Source organism: Pseudomonas sp. AGC41, assembly GCF_057334555.1.
In genome coordinates, this window is record NZ_JBHFJB010000152.1 from 82,132 (window position 1) to 96,994 (window position 14,863).

Below are 14,863 nucleotides of genomic sequence, written 5' to 3' on the forward strand. Positions count from 1 at the left end.
CCCCCCCCCCCCCCCCCACAAGGGGGGCAATATTTCAAACTGCGGAGGACTGCTCCAACGCCACGCCCGCGCCCATCAGGCCGGAATACGGTGCCGTCACCAGCCAGACCGGAATGCCCTTGAAATAATCGCTCATACAGCCCTTGTCGGCGAAGCATCTGGCGAAGCCGCTCTCGACGAAAAAATCGGCAAAGCGCGGGACCACGCCACCGACGATGTACACGCCGCCACGCCCGCCCACGGTGAGCACGTTGTTGCCCGCCACGCGCCCCAGCCAACGGCAGAATTGTTCGAGCACTTCCAGGGCGACCGGGTCGCCGGCCAGGCCGGCGGCGGTGATCGACTCGGGGGTGTCAAGCACCGGCTCATGGCCGTCCACCGCGCAGATCGCTCGGTACACCCGAGGCAGACCGCTGCCGCTCAACGCCGTTTCAGCGCTGACGTGGCCGATCTCGTTGTAGATGTGCTGCCAGAGCTGGGTCTCGCGCGGACTGCTCATCGGCAGGTCGACATGCCCGCCCTCCCCCGGCAACGCCGCGAAACGACCCTCGCCCAGGTCCAGCAGCGTACCGACGCCCAGCCCGGTGCCCGGGCCGATCACCACCGCCGGGCGCATCGGCTCCGGCGTGCCCTGGCAGACGACCCGGTATTCATCCGGACGCAAGCAGGTCATGCCCAGGGCCATGGCGGAGAAATCGTTGACCAGCAGCAGCTTCTCCACCTGCAAAGTCTTGCAGAACGCCAGGTTGCTCAAGCGCCAGTGATTATTGGTGAAGCGAAACTCATCGCCACTCACCGGGCCGGCCACCGACAGGCACACCGAGCCAATCGAACCCGGCGCCATGCCCATGCCGCTCAGGTACACCTTGATGGCATCTTCCGGGCAGGCGTAATCCGCCGTCGCCAGCACCTGGATATTTTCCAGGTTGTGGTTCTTCCACAACGCGAAACGTGCGTTGGTCCCACCGATGTCACCGACCAAAGCCAGTTTCAATTAAGCGTCTCCAGGGCAGAAGTGAAGGCGCTGGCGCCCTGCTCTGCCGAGCTGAAGGCCATGCGCATGAAACCGAACAGCTCGCGACCGGTGCCGATGTTGTTGCCCAACAGGCCCTTGGCCGGTTCGCGCGCGGCGAATTCCTCGGCGTCCACCTTCAATTCCAAGGTGCCTTTGACGCCATCGACGCGGATGATATCGCCCTCGCGCACCCGAGCCAACGCGCCGCCGACATAAGCTTCGGGACTGACATGGATGGCCGCCGGGATTTTCCCGGATGCGCCGGACATGCGCCCGTCGGTGACCAGCGCCACCTTGAACCCGCGATCCTGCAGCACGCCGAGGAAGGGCGTCATCTTGTGCAACTCCGGCATGCCGTTGGAGCGCGGCCCCTGAAAGCGCATCACCGCGACAAAATCCTTCTCCAGCAGACCGGCCTTGAACGCATCGGCCAGGTCCTGCTGGTCCTGGAACACCATGGCCGGGGCTTCGACGACCTGGTTCTCCAGGGCCACGGCCGAAACCTTCATCACCCCCCGGCCCAGGTTGCCTTCCATCACCCGCAGCCCGCCTTCCGGCGAGAAGGCCCGGGCGACCGGACGCAGGATGCTTTCGTCGAGACTTTCGGTCGGGCCATCGCGCCAGACCAGTTCGCCGTCCTCCAGGAACGGTTCCTGGGTGTAACGGCTCAGGCCATGGCCCATCACGGTGTTGACGTTTTCGTGGAGCAGGCCGGCTTCCAGCAGTTCGCGGATCAGGAACGACATGCCGCCCGCCGCCTGGAAGTGGTTGATATCGGCCTTGCCGTTCGGGTAGACGTGGCTGAGGGTCGGCACCACCTCGGAGAGGTCGGCCATGTCCTGCCAGGTCAACTGGATGCCCGCCGCCATGGCGATGGCCGGCATGTGCAGGGTGTGGTTGGTGGAGCCACCGGTGGCGTGCAGCGCAACGATGGAATTGACCAGCGAACGCTCATCGACGATTTCGCCGATGGGCATGAAGTTGCCGCTCTGCATGGTCAGACGCGTCACCTGGAACGCCGCTTCGCGGGTCAGGGCATCGCGAAGTGGCGTGTTCGGGTTGACGAACGAGGCGCCCGGCAAGTGCAGGCCCATCACTTCCATCAGCAACTGGTTGGTGTTGGCGGTACCGTAGAACGTGCAGGTACCTGGGCTGTGGTAGGACTTCATTTCCGATTCCAGCAGCTCCTCGCGGGTCGCCTTGCCTTCGGCATAGCGCTGGCGCACATCGGCCTTTTCCTTGTTGGAAATGCCCGAGACCATCGGCCCGCCAGGCACGAAGATCGTCGGCAGATGACCGAAGCGCAGCGCGCCCATCATCAGGCCCGGGACGATCTTGTCGCAGATGCCCAGCATCAGCGCGCCGTCAAACATGTTGTGGGACAACGCCACCGCCGTGGACAACGCGATCACTTCGCGGCTCGGCAGGCTCAGCTCCATCCCCGCCTCGCCCTGGGTCACGCCGTCGCACATCGCTGGCGTACCGCCGGCGAACTGGCCGACCGAGCCGATCTCGCGCAGGGCTTTCTTGATTTGCTCAGGGAAGGTTTCGTAGGGCTGGTGGGCTGAGAGCATGTCGTTATAGGACGACACGATGGCGATGTTGGCGGCGTTCATCATCCGCAGGTGATGTTTGTCTTCAGTGCCGCAACCGGCAACGCCATGGGCGAAGTTGGCGCATTGCAGCTTGCCGCGCATCGGACCGTCGCTGGCTGCACCGCGGATCAGTGCAAGGTAAGCCTCGCGAGTAGCGCGACTGCGGGCGATAAGCCGTTCGGTGACCTCAAGTACGCGGGGATGCATGTGTAGAACTCCAGGCTAACGGATGTGGCGACCTGATTGTCTATGCTGGTTCAAAAGCCCTTTGTGCACCGCAGGGAAGACAGGGCGACAGACGGTTTTTGACCAATCGGACCAGTTGATTCAGGTCACTCGTTGTAGATAAAACAAAATATTGCCACTAAAAAGGCTTGTTTTCTATTTTTATGCGAATAATCTTGTAATTCCAACAACAAATCGACGGCGGCGCAGTTAATGACTCTTCGAATCGCAATCAATGGTTTCGGCCGCATCGGCCGCAACGTCCTCCGTGCACTGTATACCCAAGGCTATCGTCGCGACTTGCAGATCGTCGCCATCAACGACCTGGGTGACAGCGCGATCAATGCTCATCTGCTCAAGTTCGACACTGTCCATGGCACCTTCGATGCCGACGTGCAGCACGATCACGAGAGCCTGACGGTCAATGGCGACCGCATCGCGGTCAGTGCCATCCGCAACCCGGCCGAACTGCCCTGGGCCGCCGAAAAGATCGACGTCGTGTTCGAATGCACCGGTCTGTTCACCGACCGCGCCAAGGCCGCCGCGCACATCAGCGCCGGCGCCCGCAAGGTGATCATCTCGGCCCCGGCCAAGGGCGCCGACGCGACCGTGGTGTATGGCGTGAACCATGACATCCTGCGCCAGTCCCACCAGATCATTTCCAACGCTTCGTGCACCACCAACTGCCTGGCCCCGGTGGCCCAGGTGCTGCACCGCGAGCTGGGTATCGAAAGCGGCCTGATGACCACCATCCATGCCTACACCAACGACCAGAACCTGACCGACGTCTATCACAGCGACCCGTACCGCGCCCGTTCGGCCACGCAGAACATGATCCCGAGCAAGACCGGCGCCGCCGAAGCGGTAGGCCTGGTATTGCCGGAGCTGGCGGGCAAGCTGACCGGCATGGCCGTGCGCGTGCCAGTGATCAACGTGTCGCTGGTGGACCTGACCGTGCAGCTCAAGCGCGAAGCGTCGGCCGACGAGGTCAACGCATTGCTCAAGCAGGCCAGCCAGCATTCGAAGATCCTTGGCTACAACACCCTGCCGCTGGTTTCCAGCGACTTCAACCACAACCCGCTGTCGTCGATCTTCGATGCCAACCACACCAAGGCCAGCGGCAAGCTGCTCAAGGTACTGGCCTGGTATGACAACGAATGGGGTTTCTCCAACCGCATGCTGGATAACTGCCTGGCGCTGTGCAACGCCGAATAATCCCTAATAGCTGCGTGTGCCTCGACTATTGCTCCCTTGGGGGCGATAGTCGAAAAAGGCCGTCGACCGTCACGCGGTTGAAGCATTTGCCTCGAACCAAACGATAATTCCTCTTATTCAAACTCCCCCACCCTGTTAGACTTTGCGCCCGCGTTTCACTCGTCCCGCAGGATTTCCAATGCTGTCGTTGCCTCTTCGCTGGTGCGCTCTGTTCATGGCCCTGGGCCTGACGGCCTGCGATGACGCCCCGCGTTTTACCCAGGCCGAGCCCGGCGAAGCCAGATCCGGCGGCAGCGCGACAGTACGCAAGGCCGACCAGAACGCCTTCTCGCTGCCCTCGGCCAATCTGCCGCCGTCGCGGCGCGTGGACTTCAGCGTCGGCAACAGTTTTTTCCGCAGCCCCTGGGTAATAGCGCCCTCGACCACCACCGCCCGAGACGGCCTCGGTCCCCTGTTCAACACCAACGCCTGCCAGAACTGCCACATTAAGGACGGTCGCGGCCATCCGCCGGCACCGGATGCCAGCAGCGCGGTGTCGATGCTGGTGCGCCTGTCGCTCCCCGATGCGCCGCCCTACGCCAAGCTCATCGAACAACTCGGCGTCGTACCGGAGCCAGTCTACGGCGGGCAATTGCAGGACATGTCCGTGCCGGGCGTCGCGCCGGAAGCCAAGGTCAGGGTCGATTACTCGCCCGTCCCGGTGCGCTTCGAGGACGGCACCGTCGTCGAATTGCGCAAGCCGAGCCTGCAGATCAGCCAGCTGGGCTATGGCCCGATGCACCCCGACACACGATTTTCGGCCCGTGTCGCCCCGCCGATGATCGGCCTGGGGCTGCTTGAGGCCATCCCCGATGCAGCCATCCTCGCCAATGCCGAGGCCCAGGCGCGGGAGAACAATGGCATCGCTGGTCGCCCGAACATGGTCTGGGACGACGTCCAGCAAAAAACCGTGCCAGGGCGCTTCGGCTGGAAGGCCGGACAACCGAACCTCAATCAACAGAATGTCCATGCGTTCTCCGGCGACATGGGCCTGACGACCAGCCTGCGGCCCTTCGACGACTGCACCCAGGCCCAGGTCGATTGCCAGCGCGCGCCCAACGGCAACGGCCCGGAGGGCGAACCGGAAGTCAGCGACAACATTCTGCGGCTGGTGCTGTTCTACAGCCGCAACCTCGCCGTGCCGGCCCGCCGCGACGTGGATTCGCCCCAGGTACTGGCGGGCAAGAACCTGTTTTTCCAGGCCGGTTGCCAGTCCTGCCACACCCCCAAGTACACGACGTCCGCCAATGCCGCCGAACCCGAGCTGGCGAACCAGGTCATCCGTCCCTACAGCGACTTGCTGTTGCACGACATGGGCGAAGGCCTGGCGGACAACCGCAGCGAATTCAAGGCCAGCGGCCGCGACTGGCGGACCCCGCCGCTGTGGGGCATCGGCCTGACCGAAACCGTCAACGGCCACACCCAGTTTCTCCACGACGGTCGCGCCCGCAACCTGCTCGAAGCCGTGCTCTGGCATGGCGGCGAAGCCCAGGCGGCGCAGCGACAGGTTCTAGCATTCAACGCCGAGCAGCGCGCTGCGCTGCTGGCTTTCCTGAACTCTCTTTAAACGCACTTTCCGAAAAACGGGAGCCCGACATGTTCCGTCCCAAGCTGTTGTTCACCAGCCTCGCCGCCATCGCCCTGGGTGCCTGCTCGCCCCAGGACCCGCAAGCGGTCACCTCGGCCGCCATCGCCAAGCAGGTGATCCTGCCGACCTACAGTCGCTGGGTCGAGGCCGACCGCCAACTGGCGACCAGCGCCCTGGCGTTCTGCCAGGGCAAGGAAAACCTGGAAACCGCCCGCGCCGATTTCCTCAAGGCACAAAAAGCCTGGGCTGAACTCCAGCCGCTGCTGATCGGGCCGCTGGCGGAGGGCAACCGCGCCTGGCAGGTACAGTTCTGGCCGGACAAGAAAAACCTCGTGGGCCGCCAGGTCGAGCAACTGGTCAACAGCCAGCCGCAAATCGACGCCGCCGGCCTGGCCAAGTCCAGCGTCGTCGTGCAAGGGCTCTCGGCCTACGAATACCTGCTCTTCGACGCGAAGATCGACATGGCCGACAACGCCCAGAAAGCCAAGTACTGCCCGCTGTTGATCGCCATCGGCGAACGCCAGAAGCAATTGGCCGAAGAGATCCTGTCGCGGTGGAATACCAATGACGGCATGCTCGCCCAGATGAGCAAGTTCCCGAACCAGCGCTATGCCGATTCCCATGAAGCGATCGCCGACCTGCTGCGGGTCCAGGTGACCGCCCTGGACACGTTGAAGAAAAAACTCGGCACGCCGATGGGCCGCCAGAGCAAGGGCGTGCCGCAACCGTTCCAGGCCGACGCGTGGCGCAGCCAGTCGTCGCTGCAAGGGCTTGAGGCCAGCCTGAGCGCCGCCCGGACCGTGTGGGTTGGCGTCGACAACAAAGGCTTGCGAGGTTTGTTGCCAAGCGAGCAGAAGCCGCTGGCCGACAAGATCGACGCCGCCTACGACGCCTCGTTGAAACTGTTCGCCAGCAGCCAGCGCTCACTGACCGAAATGCTCGGTGACGACGCCGGGCGCCAGCAACTCAACGATTTGTACGACAGCCTCAACGTCGTCCATCGCCTGCATGAAGGCGAACTGGCCAAGGCGCTGGGCATTCAACTGGGCTTCAACGCCAACGACGGTGACTGATCATGTTTCGACGTCAGGCTCTGACGCTGGGCAGCTTGCTGCTCGGCGCCATCACCCTGGGCGGCTGGACGCTGTTCAAGCAAAAGGACAAGAGTCCATTACTGCTGTCGGCACGGGACGATGCCGACGGCAAGCACTACGCGGTCGGCTATCGACTGGACGGCACACGGGTATTCGCCACCCAGGTTGGCCAGCGCTGCCATGACATCATCAATCACCCGGCGCTGCCGATCGCCCTGTTCGTCGCCCGCCGCCCGGGCACCGAAAGCTATCTGGTCGACCTGCGCGACGGCACGCTGCTGCAAACCATCACCTCGCTGCCGAACCGGCATTTCTACGGTCATGCGGTGATCCACAAGAGCGGCGAATGGTTGTACGCCACGGAAAACGATACCAGCGATCCGGGACGCGGCCTGCTCGGCGTGTACCGTTTCGAAGGCGAGCGGCTGGTGCACAGTGGCGAACTGTCCACCCACGGCATTGGCCCTCACCAGGTGTCGTGGCTGCCCGACGGTGAAACGCTGGTAGTGGCCAATGGCGGCATCCGCACCGAGGCCGAGAGTCGGGTCGAAATGAACCTCGACGCCATGGAGCCGAGCCTGGTGCTGATGCACCGCGATGGCACGCTGTTGAGCAAGGAAACCCTCGCCCAGCAGATGAACAGCGTGCGCCATATGGGCATCGCCAGCGACGGCACCATCGTCACCGGCCAGCAGTTCATGGGCGCGGCCCACGAATCGTCCGAATTGCTCGCGATCAAGCGTCCGGGCCAACCGTTCAAGGCGTTCCCGGTGCCTGAATACCAGCTGCAAGCCATGGGGCATTACACCGCCAGCGTCGCCGTGCACAGCGATCTGCGCCTGGTGGCCCTGACGGCGCCACGGGGCAACCGTTTTTTCATCTGGGACCTGGACAGCGGCGAGGTTCGCCTCGACGCGCCCCTGCCGGACTGCGCCGGGGTCGGCGCGGTAGCCGACGGGTTTGTCGTGACGTCGGGTCAGGGACGTTGTCGTTATTACAACTGTCGGCAGCCACAACTGGTTGCAAACCCGCTGGATCTGCCGGCGGGGCTCTGGGACAACCATCTGCATCTGGTCTGAGCTGAAAGCACGGAGGGCGCGGAGAAAACCTGACAACATTGCCGACAAACACCGATTGGAATCCTCCGGGCACTCAAGGTAATGTGCCCGCCTGTCTGTATTTCTCTCGGCTATTTTCCAAGGAAGTGGAACATGCTGCGACGCCGTATGCTGATCATGTTGGCTGTTGTCCTGCTGGTGGTACTGGCGCTGGCGGGCTACAAGGCCTTTTCCATCTATCAGCAGATCCAGATGTTTTCTGCGCCAAAACCTGCGATCAGCGTCGCCGTGGCCAGGGCGGTCGAACAGCCCTGGCAAGCGCGCCTGCCCACTGTCGGCAGCCTCAAGGCGTTGCAAGGCGTCGACCTGAGCCTGGAAATCGCCGGCACCGTGCAAAAGGTCCAGTTCGAATCCGGCCAGAAGGTCAAGGCCGGGCAACCGATTCTGCAACTGGACAGCGAAGTCGAAAGCGCCCTGCTGGAAACCGCCCAGGCCGATCTTGGCCTGGCGCAACTGGATTTCGGCCGTGGCCGACAGCTGGTGGGCAGCCAGGCGATTTCCAAGGGTGAATTCGACCGGCTTTCGGCCCAATTGAAAAAGAACCAGGCAACGGTCAACCAGCTCAAGGCTTCGCTGGCGAAAAAACACATTGTCGCGCCGTTCAGCGGCACCATCGGCATCCGCCAGGTGGATGTCGGCGACTACCTCGCCAGCGGCACGGTGATCGCCACTCTGCAGGATCTCAGCAGCCTGTACGTCGACTTCTACGTGCCCGAACAGACGGTGCCTCGGCTGGCGGTTGCCCAGCCAGTCAACGTCAGCGTCTCGGCCTATCCCGGCCAGACCTTCGTTGGCAGCATCAGCGCAATCAATCCCAAGGTCGAGGACAGCACCCGTAACGTGCTCGTGCGCGCTACTCTCGCCAACCCCGACGGCAAGCTGTTGCCCGGCATGTTCGCCAACCTGAACGTCATCCTGCCGGACGTCGCCACCGGGATCGTCGTGCCGGAGAGTGCCGTGACCTACACCCTCTATGGCAACTCCATGTACGTGGTCACCCAGAAAAAAACCGCCGATGGCAGTGTCGAGAAGGATGACAAGGGCCAGCCGACCCTGATTGCCCAACGGCGCTTTGTCGAAACCGGTGAGCGCCGTGACGGGCAGGTCCTGGTGACCAAGGGCGTGCAGCGCGGCGAAGACGTGGTGATCGCCGGCCAGATCAAGCTCGACAACGGTACGCCCATCGCCATCAGCGACGACAAGACCCTGACCGAACAGAACAGCCCGCCGCGCGCGGACTGATCAAGGAACCCCCATGGCCTTTACCGATCCGTTCATCCGCCGCCCGGTGCTTGCCACCGTGGTCAGCCTGCTGATCGTGCTGCTGGGCTTCCAGGCCTGGAGCAAGCTGCCCTTGCGCCAGTACCCGCAGATGGAAAACGCCCTGATCACGGTGACCACCGCCTACCCCGGCGCCAACGCCGAGACCATCCAGGGCTATATCACCCAACCGATGCAGCAAAGCTTGGCCAGTGCCGAGGGCATCGACTACATGACCTCGGTCAGCCGCCAGAATTTCTCGGTCATATCGGTCTACGCGCGCATCGGTTCGAACAGCGACCGGCTCTTTACCGAATTGCTGGCCAAGGCCAACGAGGTGAAGAATCAACTGCCCCAGGACGCCGAGGACCCGGTACTCAGCCGCGAGGCAGCCGATGCCTCGGCGCTGATGTACATCAGTTTCTTCAGCAAGGAGCTGAACAACCCGCAGATCACCGACTACCTGTCGCGCGTCATCCAGCCCAAACTGGCGACGCTGCCGGGCATGGCGGAAGCGGAGATTCTTGGCAATCAGGTGTTCGCCATGCGCCTGTGGCTGGACCCGGTCAAGCTCGCAGGCTTCGGCCTGACCGCCGCCGACGTGACCAACGCCGTGCGCCAGCACAACTTCCTCTCCGCTGCCGGTGAAGTGAAAGGCGAGTACGTGGTCACCAGCATCAACGCCAACACCGAACTCAAATCCGCCGAGGCCTTCGCCGGCATCCCGCTCAAGACCGACGGTGACAGCCGCGTGTTGCTGCGGGACGTGGCGCGGGTGGAAATGGGCGCCGAAAACTACGACACCATCAGCTCATTTGGCGGCACCCCTTCGGTGTACATCGGCATCAAGGCAACCCCTGGCGCCAACCCCCTCGATGTCATCAAGGAAGTGCGCAAGATCATGCCGGAGATGGAGGCTCAGTTGCCGTCCAACCTCAAGGCCGAGATCGCCTACGACGCCACCCTGTTCATCCAGGCCTCCATCGACGAAGTGGTGAAGACCCTGTTCGAGGCGGTGCTGATCGTCATCGTCGTGGTGTTCCTGTTCCTCGGCGCCTTGCGCTCGGTGCTCATCCCGGTGGTGACCATTCCGCTGTCGATGATCGGCGTGATGTTTTTCATGCAGTTGATGGGCTATTCCATGAACCTGCTGACACTGCTGGCCATGGTATTGGCCATCGGCCTGGTGGTGGACGACGCCATTGTAGTGGTGGAAAACATCCACCGGCACATCGAGGAAGGCAAGACGCCGTTCGACGCCGCGATTGAAGGCGCGCGGGAAATCGCCATGCCGGTGGTCTCGATGACCATCACGCTGGCGGCGGTGTATGCACCGATCGGTCTGCTCGAAGGCCTGACGGGGGCGCTGTTCAAGGAGTTCGCCCTGACCCTGGCCGGGGCGGTGGTGATCTCTGGAATCGTCGCCCTGACCCTCTCGCCGATGATGTGCGCGATGCTGCTGCGTCATGACCAGAACCCCTCGGGGCTGGCTCATCGGCTCGACGTGATTTTCGAGCGGCTGAAGACCCGCTATCAGCGCATGCTTCACGGCACGCTCAATACCCGGCCGGTGGTGCTGGTGTTTGCCGTGCTCGTGCTGTTGCTGATTCCGGTACTCATCATGTTCACCAAGTCCGAACTGGCGCCCGACGAGGACCAGGGCATCATCTTCATGATGGCCAACGCGCCGAAGACCACCAACCTGGATTACCTGAACGCCTATACCGATCACTTCATCACGATCTTCAAGGAGTTTCCCGAGTATTACTCCTCGTTCCAGATCAACGGCTACAACGGCGTCCAGTCGGGCATCGGCGGTTTCCTGCTCAAGCCCTGGAACGAACGCAGCCGCACCCAGATGGAAATCCTCCCGGAAGTCCAGGCCAGGCTGGAAAGCGTGCCCGGCCTGCAGATCTTCGGCTTCAACCTGCCCTCGCTGCCAGGCACCGGAGAAGGCCTGCCCTTCGAATTCGTCATCAACTCGCCGAAGGACTACACGACGCTCCTGCAGATTGCCGAACGGGTCAAGAAGCGCGCGCTGGAGTCCGGCAAGTTCGCCTTCATGGACATCGACCTTGCGTTCGACAAGCCTGAAGTCGTGGTGGATATCGATCGCGCCAAAGCCGCCCAGATGGGCGTGTCGATGCAAGACCTCGGCGGCACGCTGGCGACCCTGCTGGGCGAGGCGGAGATCAACCGCTTCACCCTGGAAGGGCGCAGCTACAAGGTCATCGCCCAGGTCGAACGGCCGTTCCGGGACAATCCGCACTGGCTGAACAACTACTATGTGAAAAACGCCCAGGGCGAGTCGCTTCCGTTGTCTACACTGATTAAGGTCAGCGACCAGGCACGACCGCGGCAACTGAACCAGTTCCAGCAGCTCAACGCCGTCACGATCTCGGGCTTTCCCACGGTAAGCATGGGCGAGGCTATCGAGACCGTTCGCCAGATAGCCCTTGAGGAAGCGCCGACAGGGTTCGCCTTTGATTACGCCGGAGCTTCGCGTCAGTTCGTTCAGGAAGGCAGCGCGCTGTGGGTCACCTTTGGCCTGGCCCTGGCGATCATTTTCCTGGTGCTGGCGGCGCAGTTCGAAAGCTTCCGCGACCCGCTGGTGATCCTGGTGACGGTGCCGTTGTCCATTTGCGGCGCACTGATTCCGCTGTTCCTCGGCTGGTCGAGCATGAACATCTACACGCAGGTAGGGCTGGTGACTCTGATCGGACTGATCAGCAAGCACGGCATCCTGATCGTTGAATTCGCCAACCAGCTGCGCAAGGAACAAGGCTTGAGCCCGCGTGACGCAGTGGAACAAGCCGCATCGATTCGCCTGCGTCCGGTGCTGATGACCACTGCCGCCATGGTGTTTGGCATGGTGCCGTTGATCCTGGCCACCGGTGCCGGTGCAGTAAGCCGCTTCGACATCGGCACGGTCATCGCCACGGGCATGTCGATCGGCACCTTGTTCACGTTGTTCGTGCTGCCGTGTGTCTACACCTTGCTGGCCAAGCCGGACAAAGCCTGAGGCATGCAGATATCGGGGCCGTGTTTGGGCTTGCTGACACTCAACTCTGCGGTCGCATGCCCTGGGACAAACTGAACATGAACAACAGCAGGTCGTCGTCCGGCTGGATCGCCTCGCTGGCCTTGGCCACTCGAGGCACCGGGCAATGCGCGCCGACAGTGGAGGCACTGAGGATCTGCGAGCGTGGCTGCTCCCACACCACCAGCGCCAGCGATGCAACTGCCAGGGCTCCGACTAAAAACAAACCTCTAGCAATTTCTAGTTTCATAGAGATAAACCTTTGATAGCGCTGCCAAACGCCGCCTCGTAAAAATAGACGAGTTTTCCCCAGTCGCAATCCTGGAACGACGAATGGCGCCGCAGCTGGCTCAGGTCATGGGACGCCGCGCTGCGGGCAGTCAGGCGTTGGCGACATTTCTCAAGATCGAGCAATGCCCCTTCGGCGTTGGCCGACCCGCCCTCTGCGGTTACGCGCACCAATACATGCTTGATGTAGAGGCAACTGTGCTGCCAGCGCCCGCGCCGATGATCACTCGGCCGGCTTTTTCGGCCAGCAGCGGCCAGAAACGCCCGGCTCCGCGCGGCAGATCCAGGATCAGGCCCGGGTCGCCGGCGATTTTCGCCGCCGAGCTCAGGACTTCGAGTTCAAGTCCACCTCGAAACGGCACCCGTTGGGTTCCATTGTGCTTAGGCTCACTGTCCAGCCCTGGTCCTCGCAGATCCGTTGAACCAGTGACAGCCCCAGCCCCAGCCCCTCGCCACGCTTTTCGTTACCACGCACGAACGGCTCGAACATTGCCTCGCGCTTCTCCTCGGGAATGCCTACACCGCTGTCCTCGACGACAAATCCAGTGGCGGTCAGCGAGACGCGGATAAAGCCCTGGTCGGTGTAATGCAAGGCGTTACGCAGCAGATTTCCCATGACGGCCGTCAGGAACGTGGCGTTGTACTGCGTATCGGTGGTTTGCCCTGGTTCAAAGATCAAGGTCAGGCCCTTGGATTCGATCGGCGCGCGCCAGACCCCGAGGAGGTTTTCCGCGACCTGCCCCAGCGTCGAGCGAGGCGACATGCCGTTGTCCTCGCGTTGGGCCCGGGCAAGCATCAGGAAGGTCTGCACCAGTTCGCGCATTTCTTCGCTGGCGCGGTTGATGCGTTCGACCTGGGTGCGACCACGCTGGTCCAGCGCCGGATTCTCCAGCAGCAATTCGCAGGAGGTGGCGAGGATCATCAACGGCGTGCGCAGTTCGTGGCTTACGTCGCTGGTGAACAAACGTTCCCGGGTCAGCGCCTGGCGCAACCGGCCCAGCGTGGCATCGAACGCCACGGCCAGCTCGCCCACCTCATCAGCGGCATAATCCGGCGCCAATGGCGGGGCGAGCCCGAGCAACTGGTCGCGATGCCGCACCTGACGGGCCAGACGTACCACCGGCGCCATCACCCGGCGTGCCAGGACCCAGCCCAGGAACACCGCGAGCGCCAGACTGAGGACGAAGCCCACCAGCACCACGGCAAACAGCACCCGCTCGCGCTCCTCGAAATCGCTCTGGTCCTGCAACAGCACGTAATGCCGACCGTCAACAATCTCTACCATCGCGTGATAGGACAGCTGTTCGCGAAATACTTCGTGAAAGCCACGCGTCAGGTGACGCAAGTCCCTGGGCAGTTCGAAGTCCCCCGGGCCGCCGCTGAAATAGAACAGCTGGTCGGGTTCCGGGCGATGACTCCAGTCGGAAACGCTGTCCATCAACAGCAGTCGTTGCAGGTCGCCGCCGAGCCCGGCGGAAATCAGCTTTTCTTCCACCAGATGGACCGTTGCCACGATGCCCAGCGCAAACGCCCCCGCCACCAATGCGCTCATCAGCGCAAAAGCGATGATGATCCGTTGCGCAAGGCTTTGCTTAAACTCCATCTCGGCCCTCGGCCAACCGGTAGCCGACGCCGTGCACAGTGTGCAGCAACGGTTTTTCAAACGGTTTGTCGATCACCTGGCGCAATTGATGAACATGGCTGCGCAGGCTGTCGCTATCCGGGCAGTCATCGCCCCACAGGGCTTCTTCGAGGATCTCGCGCCGCAGTACGTGGGGGCTTTTCTGCATCAGTACCGCCAGCAACTTGAGGCCCACGGGGTTGAGCTTGAGCAGTTTGCCTTCGCGGGTCACTTCCAACGTATCGAGGTCGTAGCTCAGGTCGCCGACTTGCAACGCGCGTCGGCCACCGCCCTGGGCACGCCGCATGACCGCTTCGATCCGCGCCGCCAGCTCCGACAAGGCAAAGGGCTTGACCAGGTAATCATCCGCCCCGGATTTGAAACCCTGCAAACGATCATCCAGTTGGTCCCGCGCGGTGAGCATGATCACCGGCGTATCGCGTCGCGCGTCTTCGCGCAGGCGCTTGCACAACGTATAGCCGTCGATGCCCGGCAACATGATATCCAGCACGATCAAGTCATAGTGTTCGGTCGCGGCCAGGTGCAGCCCTGACAAACCGTCCTGTGCGCAATCGACCGTGTAGCCCTTGAGGCCCAGGTAGTCGGCCAGGTTGGCCAGGATGTCACGGTTGTCTTCAACCAACAGAATTCGCATGGGCATCTCCTCTGCGCACGGGGCAATCGTCGTGGCCCGCGCAGCTTAAGGCCAAGCGTGACTTACGGCTAGGGTTGTATACGCAGTGCGAGCCACTGTGGGAGCGAGCC

At 62.6% G+C, this 14,863-nt stretch carries 11 protein-coding genes and 2 pseudogenes; 6 read left to right on the top strand and 7 right to left on the bottom strand.

Annotated elements, in window-relative coordinates; genetic code table 11:
* Positions 1 to 34 precede the first annotated feature (34 nt).
* A complete protein-coding gene (locus tag ACE04F_RS25100) occupies positions 35 to 994 on the bottom strand; it encodes a glucokinase (protein WP_434569582.1) in 960 nt (319 codons plus the stop codon).
* Positions 991 to 2,817 (bottom strand): phosphogluconate dehydratase, encoded by a 1,827-nt coding sequence (edd, locus tag ACE04F_RS25105; protein WP_434569583.1) that lies wholly within the window; start codon positions 2,815 to 2,817, stop codon positions 991 to 993. The genes ACE04F_RS25100 and edd overlap by 4 nt, the downstream gene beginning before the upstream one ends.
* A 231-nt stretch (positions 2,818 to 3,048) precedes the next feature.
* Between edd and gap the strand changes: the two genes are divergently transcribed.
* The 6 genes from gap to ACE04F_RS25135 all read left to right on the top strand — a co-directional run bounded on the left by gap (position 3,049) and on the right by ACE04F_RS25135 (position 12,171).
* Positions 3,049 to 4,050 carry a type I glyceraldehyde-3-phosphate dehydrogenase gene (gap, locus tag ACE04F_RS25110; RefSeq protein WP_305496333.1) on the top strand — a complete coding sequence of 334 codons (1,002 nt, stop codon included), beginning with the start codon at positions 3,049 to 3,051 and terminating at the stop codon, positions 4,048 to 4,050.
* A 178-nt stretch (positions 4,051 to 4,228) separates the two neighbouring features.
* The gene (locus ACE04F_RS25115; protein WP_486110374.1) at positions 4,229 to 5,656 is read left to right on the top strand and encodes a di-heme oxidoreductase family protein; all 1,428 of its coding nucleotides are present in this window, start codon (positions 4,229 to 4,231) and stop codon (positions 5,654 to 5,656) included.
* Between the two features lie 29 nt (positions 5,657 to 5,685).
* On the top strand, positions 5,686 to 6,750 hold the full coding sequence (locus ACE04F_RS25120; protein ID WP_486110375.1) for an imelysin family protein: 1,065 nt from the start codon (positions 5,686 to 5,688) through the stop codon (positions 6,748 to 6,750).
* Between the two features lie 2 nt (positions 6,751 to 6,752).
* A complete protein-coding gene (locus ACE04F_RS25125) occupies positions 6,753 to 7,850 on the top strand; it encodes a DUF1513 domain-containing protein (RefSeq protein WP_486110376.1) in 1,098 nt (365 codons plus the stop codon).
* Between the two features lie 132 nt (positions 7,851 to 7,982).
* The gene (locus ACE04F_RS25130; protein ID WP_486110377.1) at positions 7,983 to 9,131 is read left to right on the top strand and encodes an efflux RND transporter periplasmic adaptor subunit; all 1,149 of its coding nucleotides are present in this window, start codon (positions 7,983 to 7,985) and stop codon (positions 9,129 to 9,131) included.
* A 13-nt stretch (positions 9,132 to 9,144) separates the two neighbouring features.
* Positions 9,145 to 12,171 (top strand): multidrug efflux RND transporter permease subunit, encoded by a 3,027-nt coding sequence (locus tag ACE04F_RS25135; RefSeq protein ID WP_486110378.1) that lies wholly within the window; start codon positions 9,145 to 9,147, stop codon positions 12,169 to 12,171.
* Between the two features lie 40 nt (positions 12,172 to 12,211).
* On the opposite strand, the gene ACE04F_RS25140 is transcribed toward ACE04F_RS25135, so the two are convergent.
* From ACE04F_RS25140 to colR, 5 genes and pseudogenes are all read right to left on the bottom strand, one after another.
* Positions 12,212 to 12,439 carry a hypothetical protein gene (locus ACE04F_RS25140; RefSeq protein WP_305496339.1) on the bottom strand — a complete coding sequence of 76 codons (228 nt, stop codon included), beginning with the start codon at positions 12,437 to 12,439 and terminating at the stop codon, positions 12,212 to 12,214.
* A pseudogene (locus ACE04F_RS25145) lies at positions 12,436 to 12,693 on the bottom strand (lipopolysaccharide kinase InaA family protein); the annotation flags it as partial. The gene ACE04F_RS25140 and the pseudogene ACE04F_RS25145, both read right to left, overlap by 4 nt.
* Positions 12,690 to 12,797 (bottom strand): annotated as a pseudogene (locus ACE04F_RS25150) (SAM-dependent methyltransferase); the annotation flags it as partial. The pseudogenes ACE04F_RS25150 and ACE04F_RS25145, both read right to left, overlap by 4 nt.
* 5 nt (positions 12,798 to 12,802) lie before the next feature.
* Positions 12,803 to 14,080: a sensor histidine kinase gene (locus ACE04F_RS25155; RefSeq protein WP_486110379.1), complete on the bottom strand. Its 1,278-nt coding sequence runs from the start codon at positions 14,078 to 14,080 to the stop codon at positions 12,803 to 12,805.
* Positions 14,070 to 14,753, bottom strand: a complete 684-nt coding sequence (gene colR / locus ACE04F_RS25160; protein ID WP_030142512.1) for a two-component system response regulator ColR — start codon at positions 14,751 to 14,753, stop codon at positions 14,070 to 14,072. The genes ACE04F_RS25155 and colR overlap by 11 nt, the downstream gene beginning before the upstream one ends.
* Positions 14,754 to 14,863: the final 110 nt, after the last annotated feature.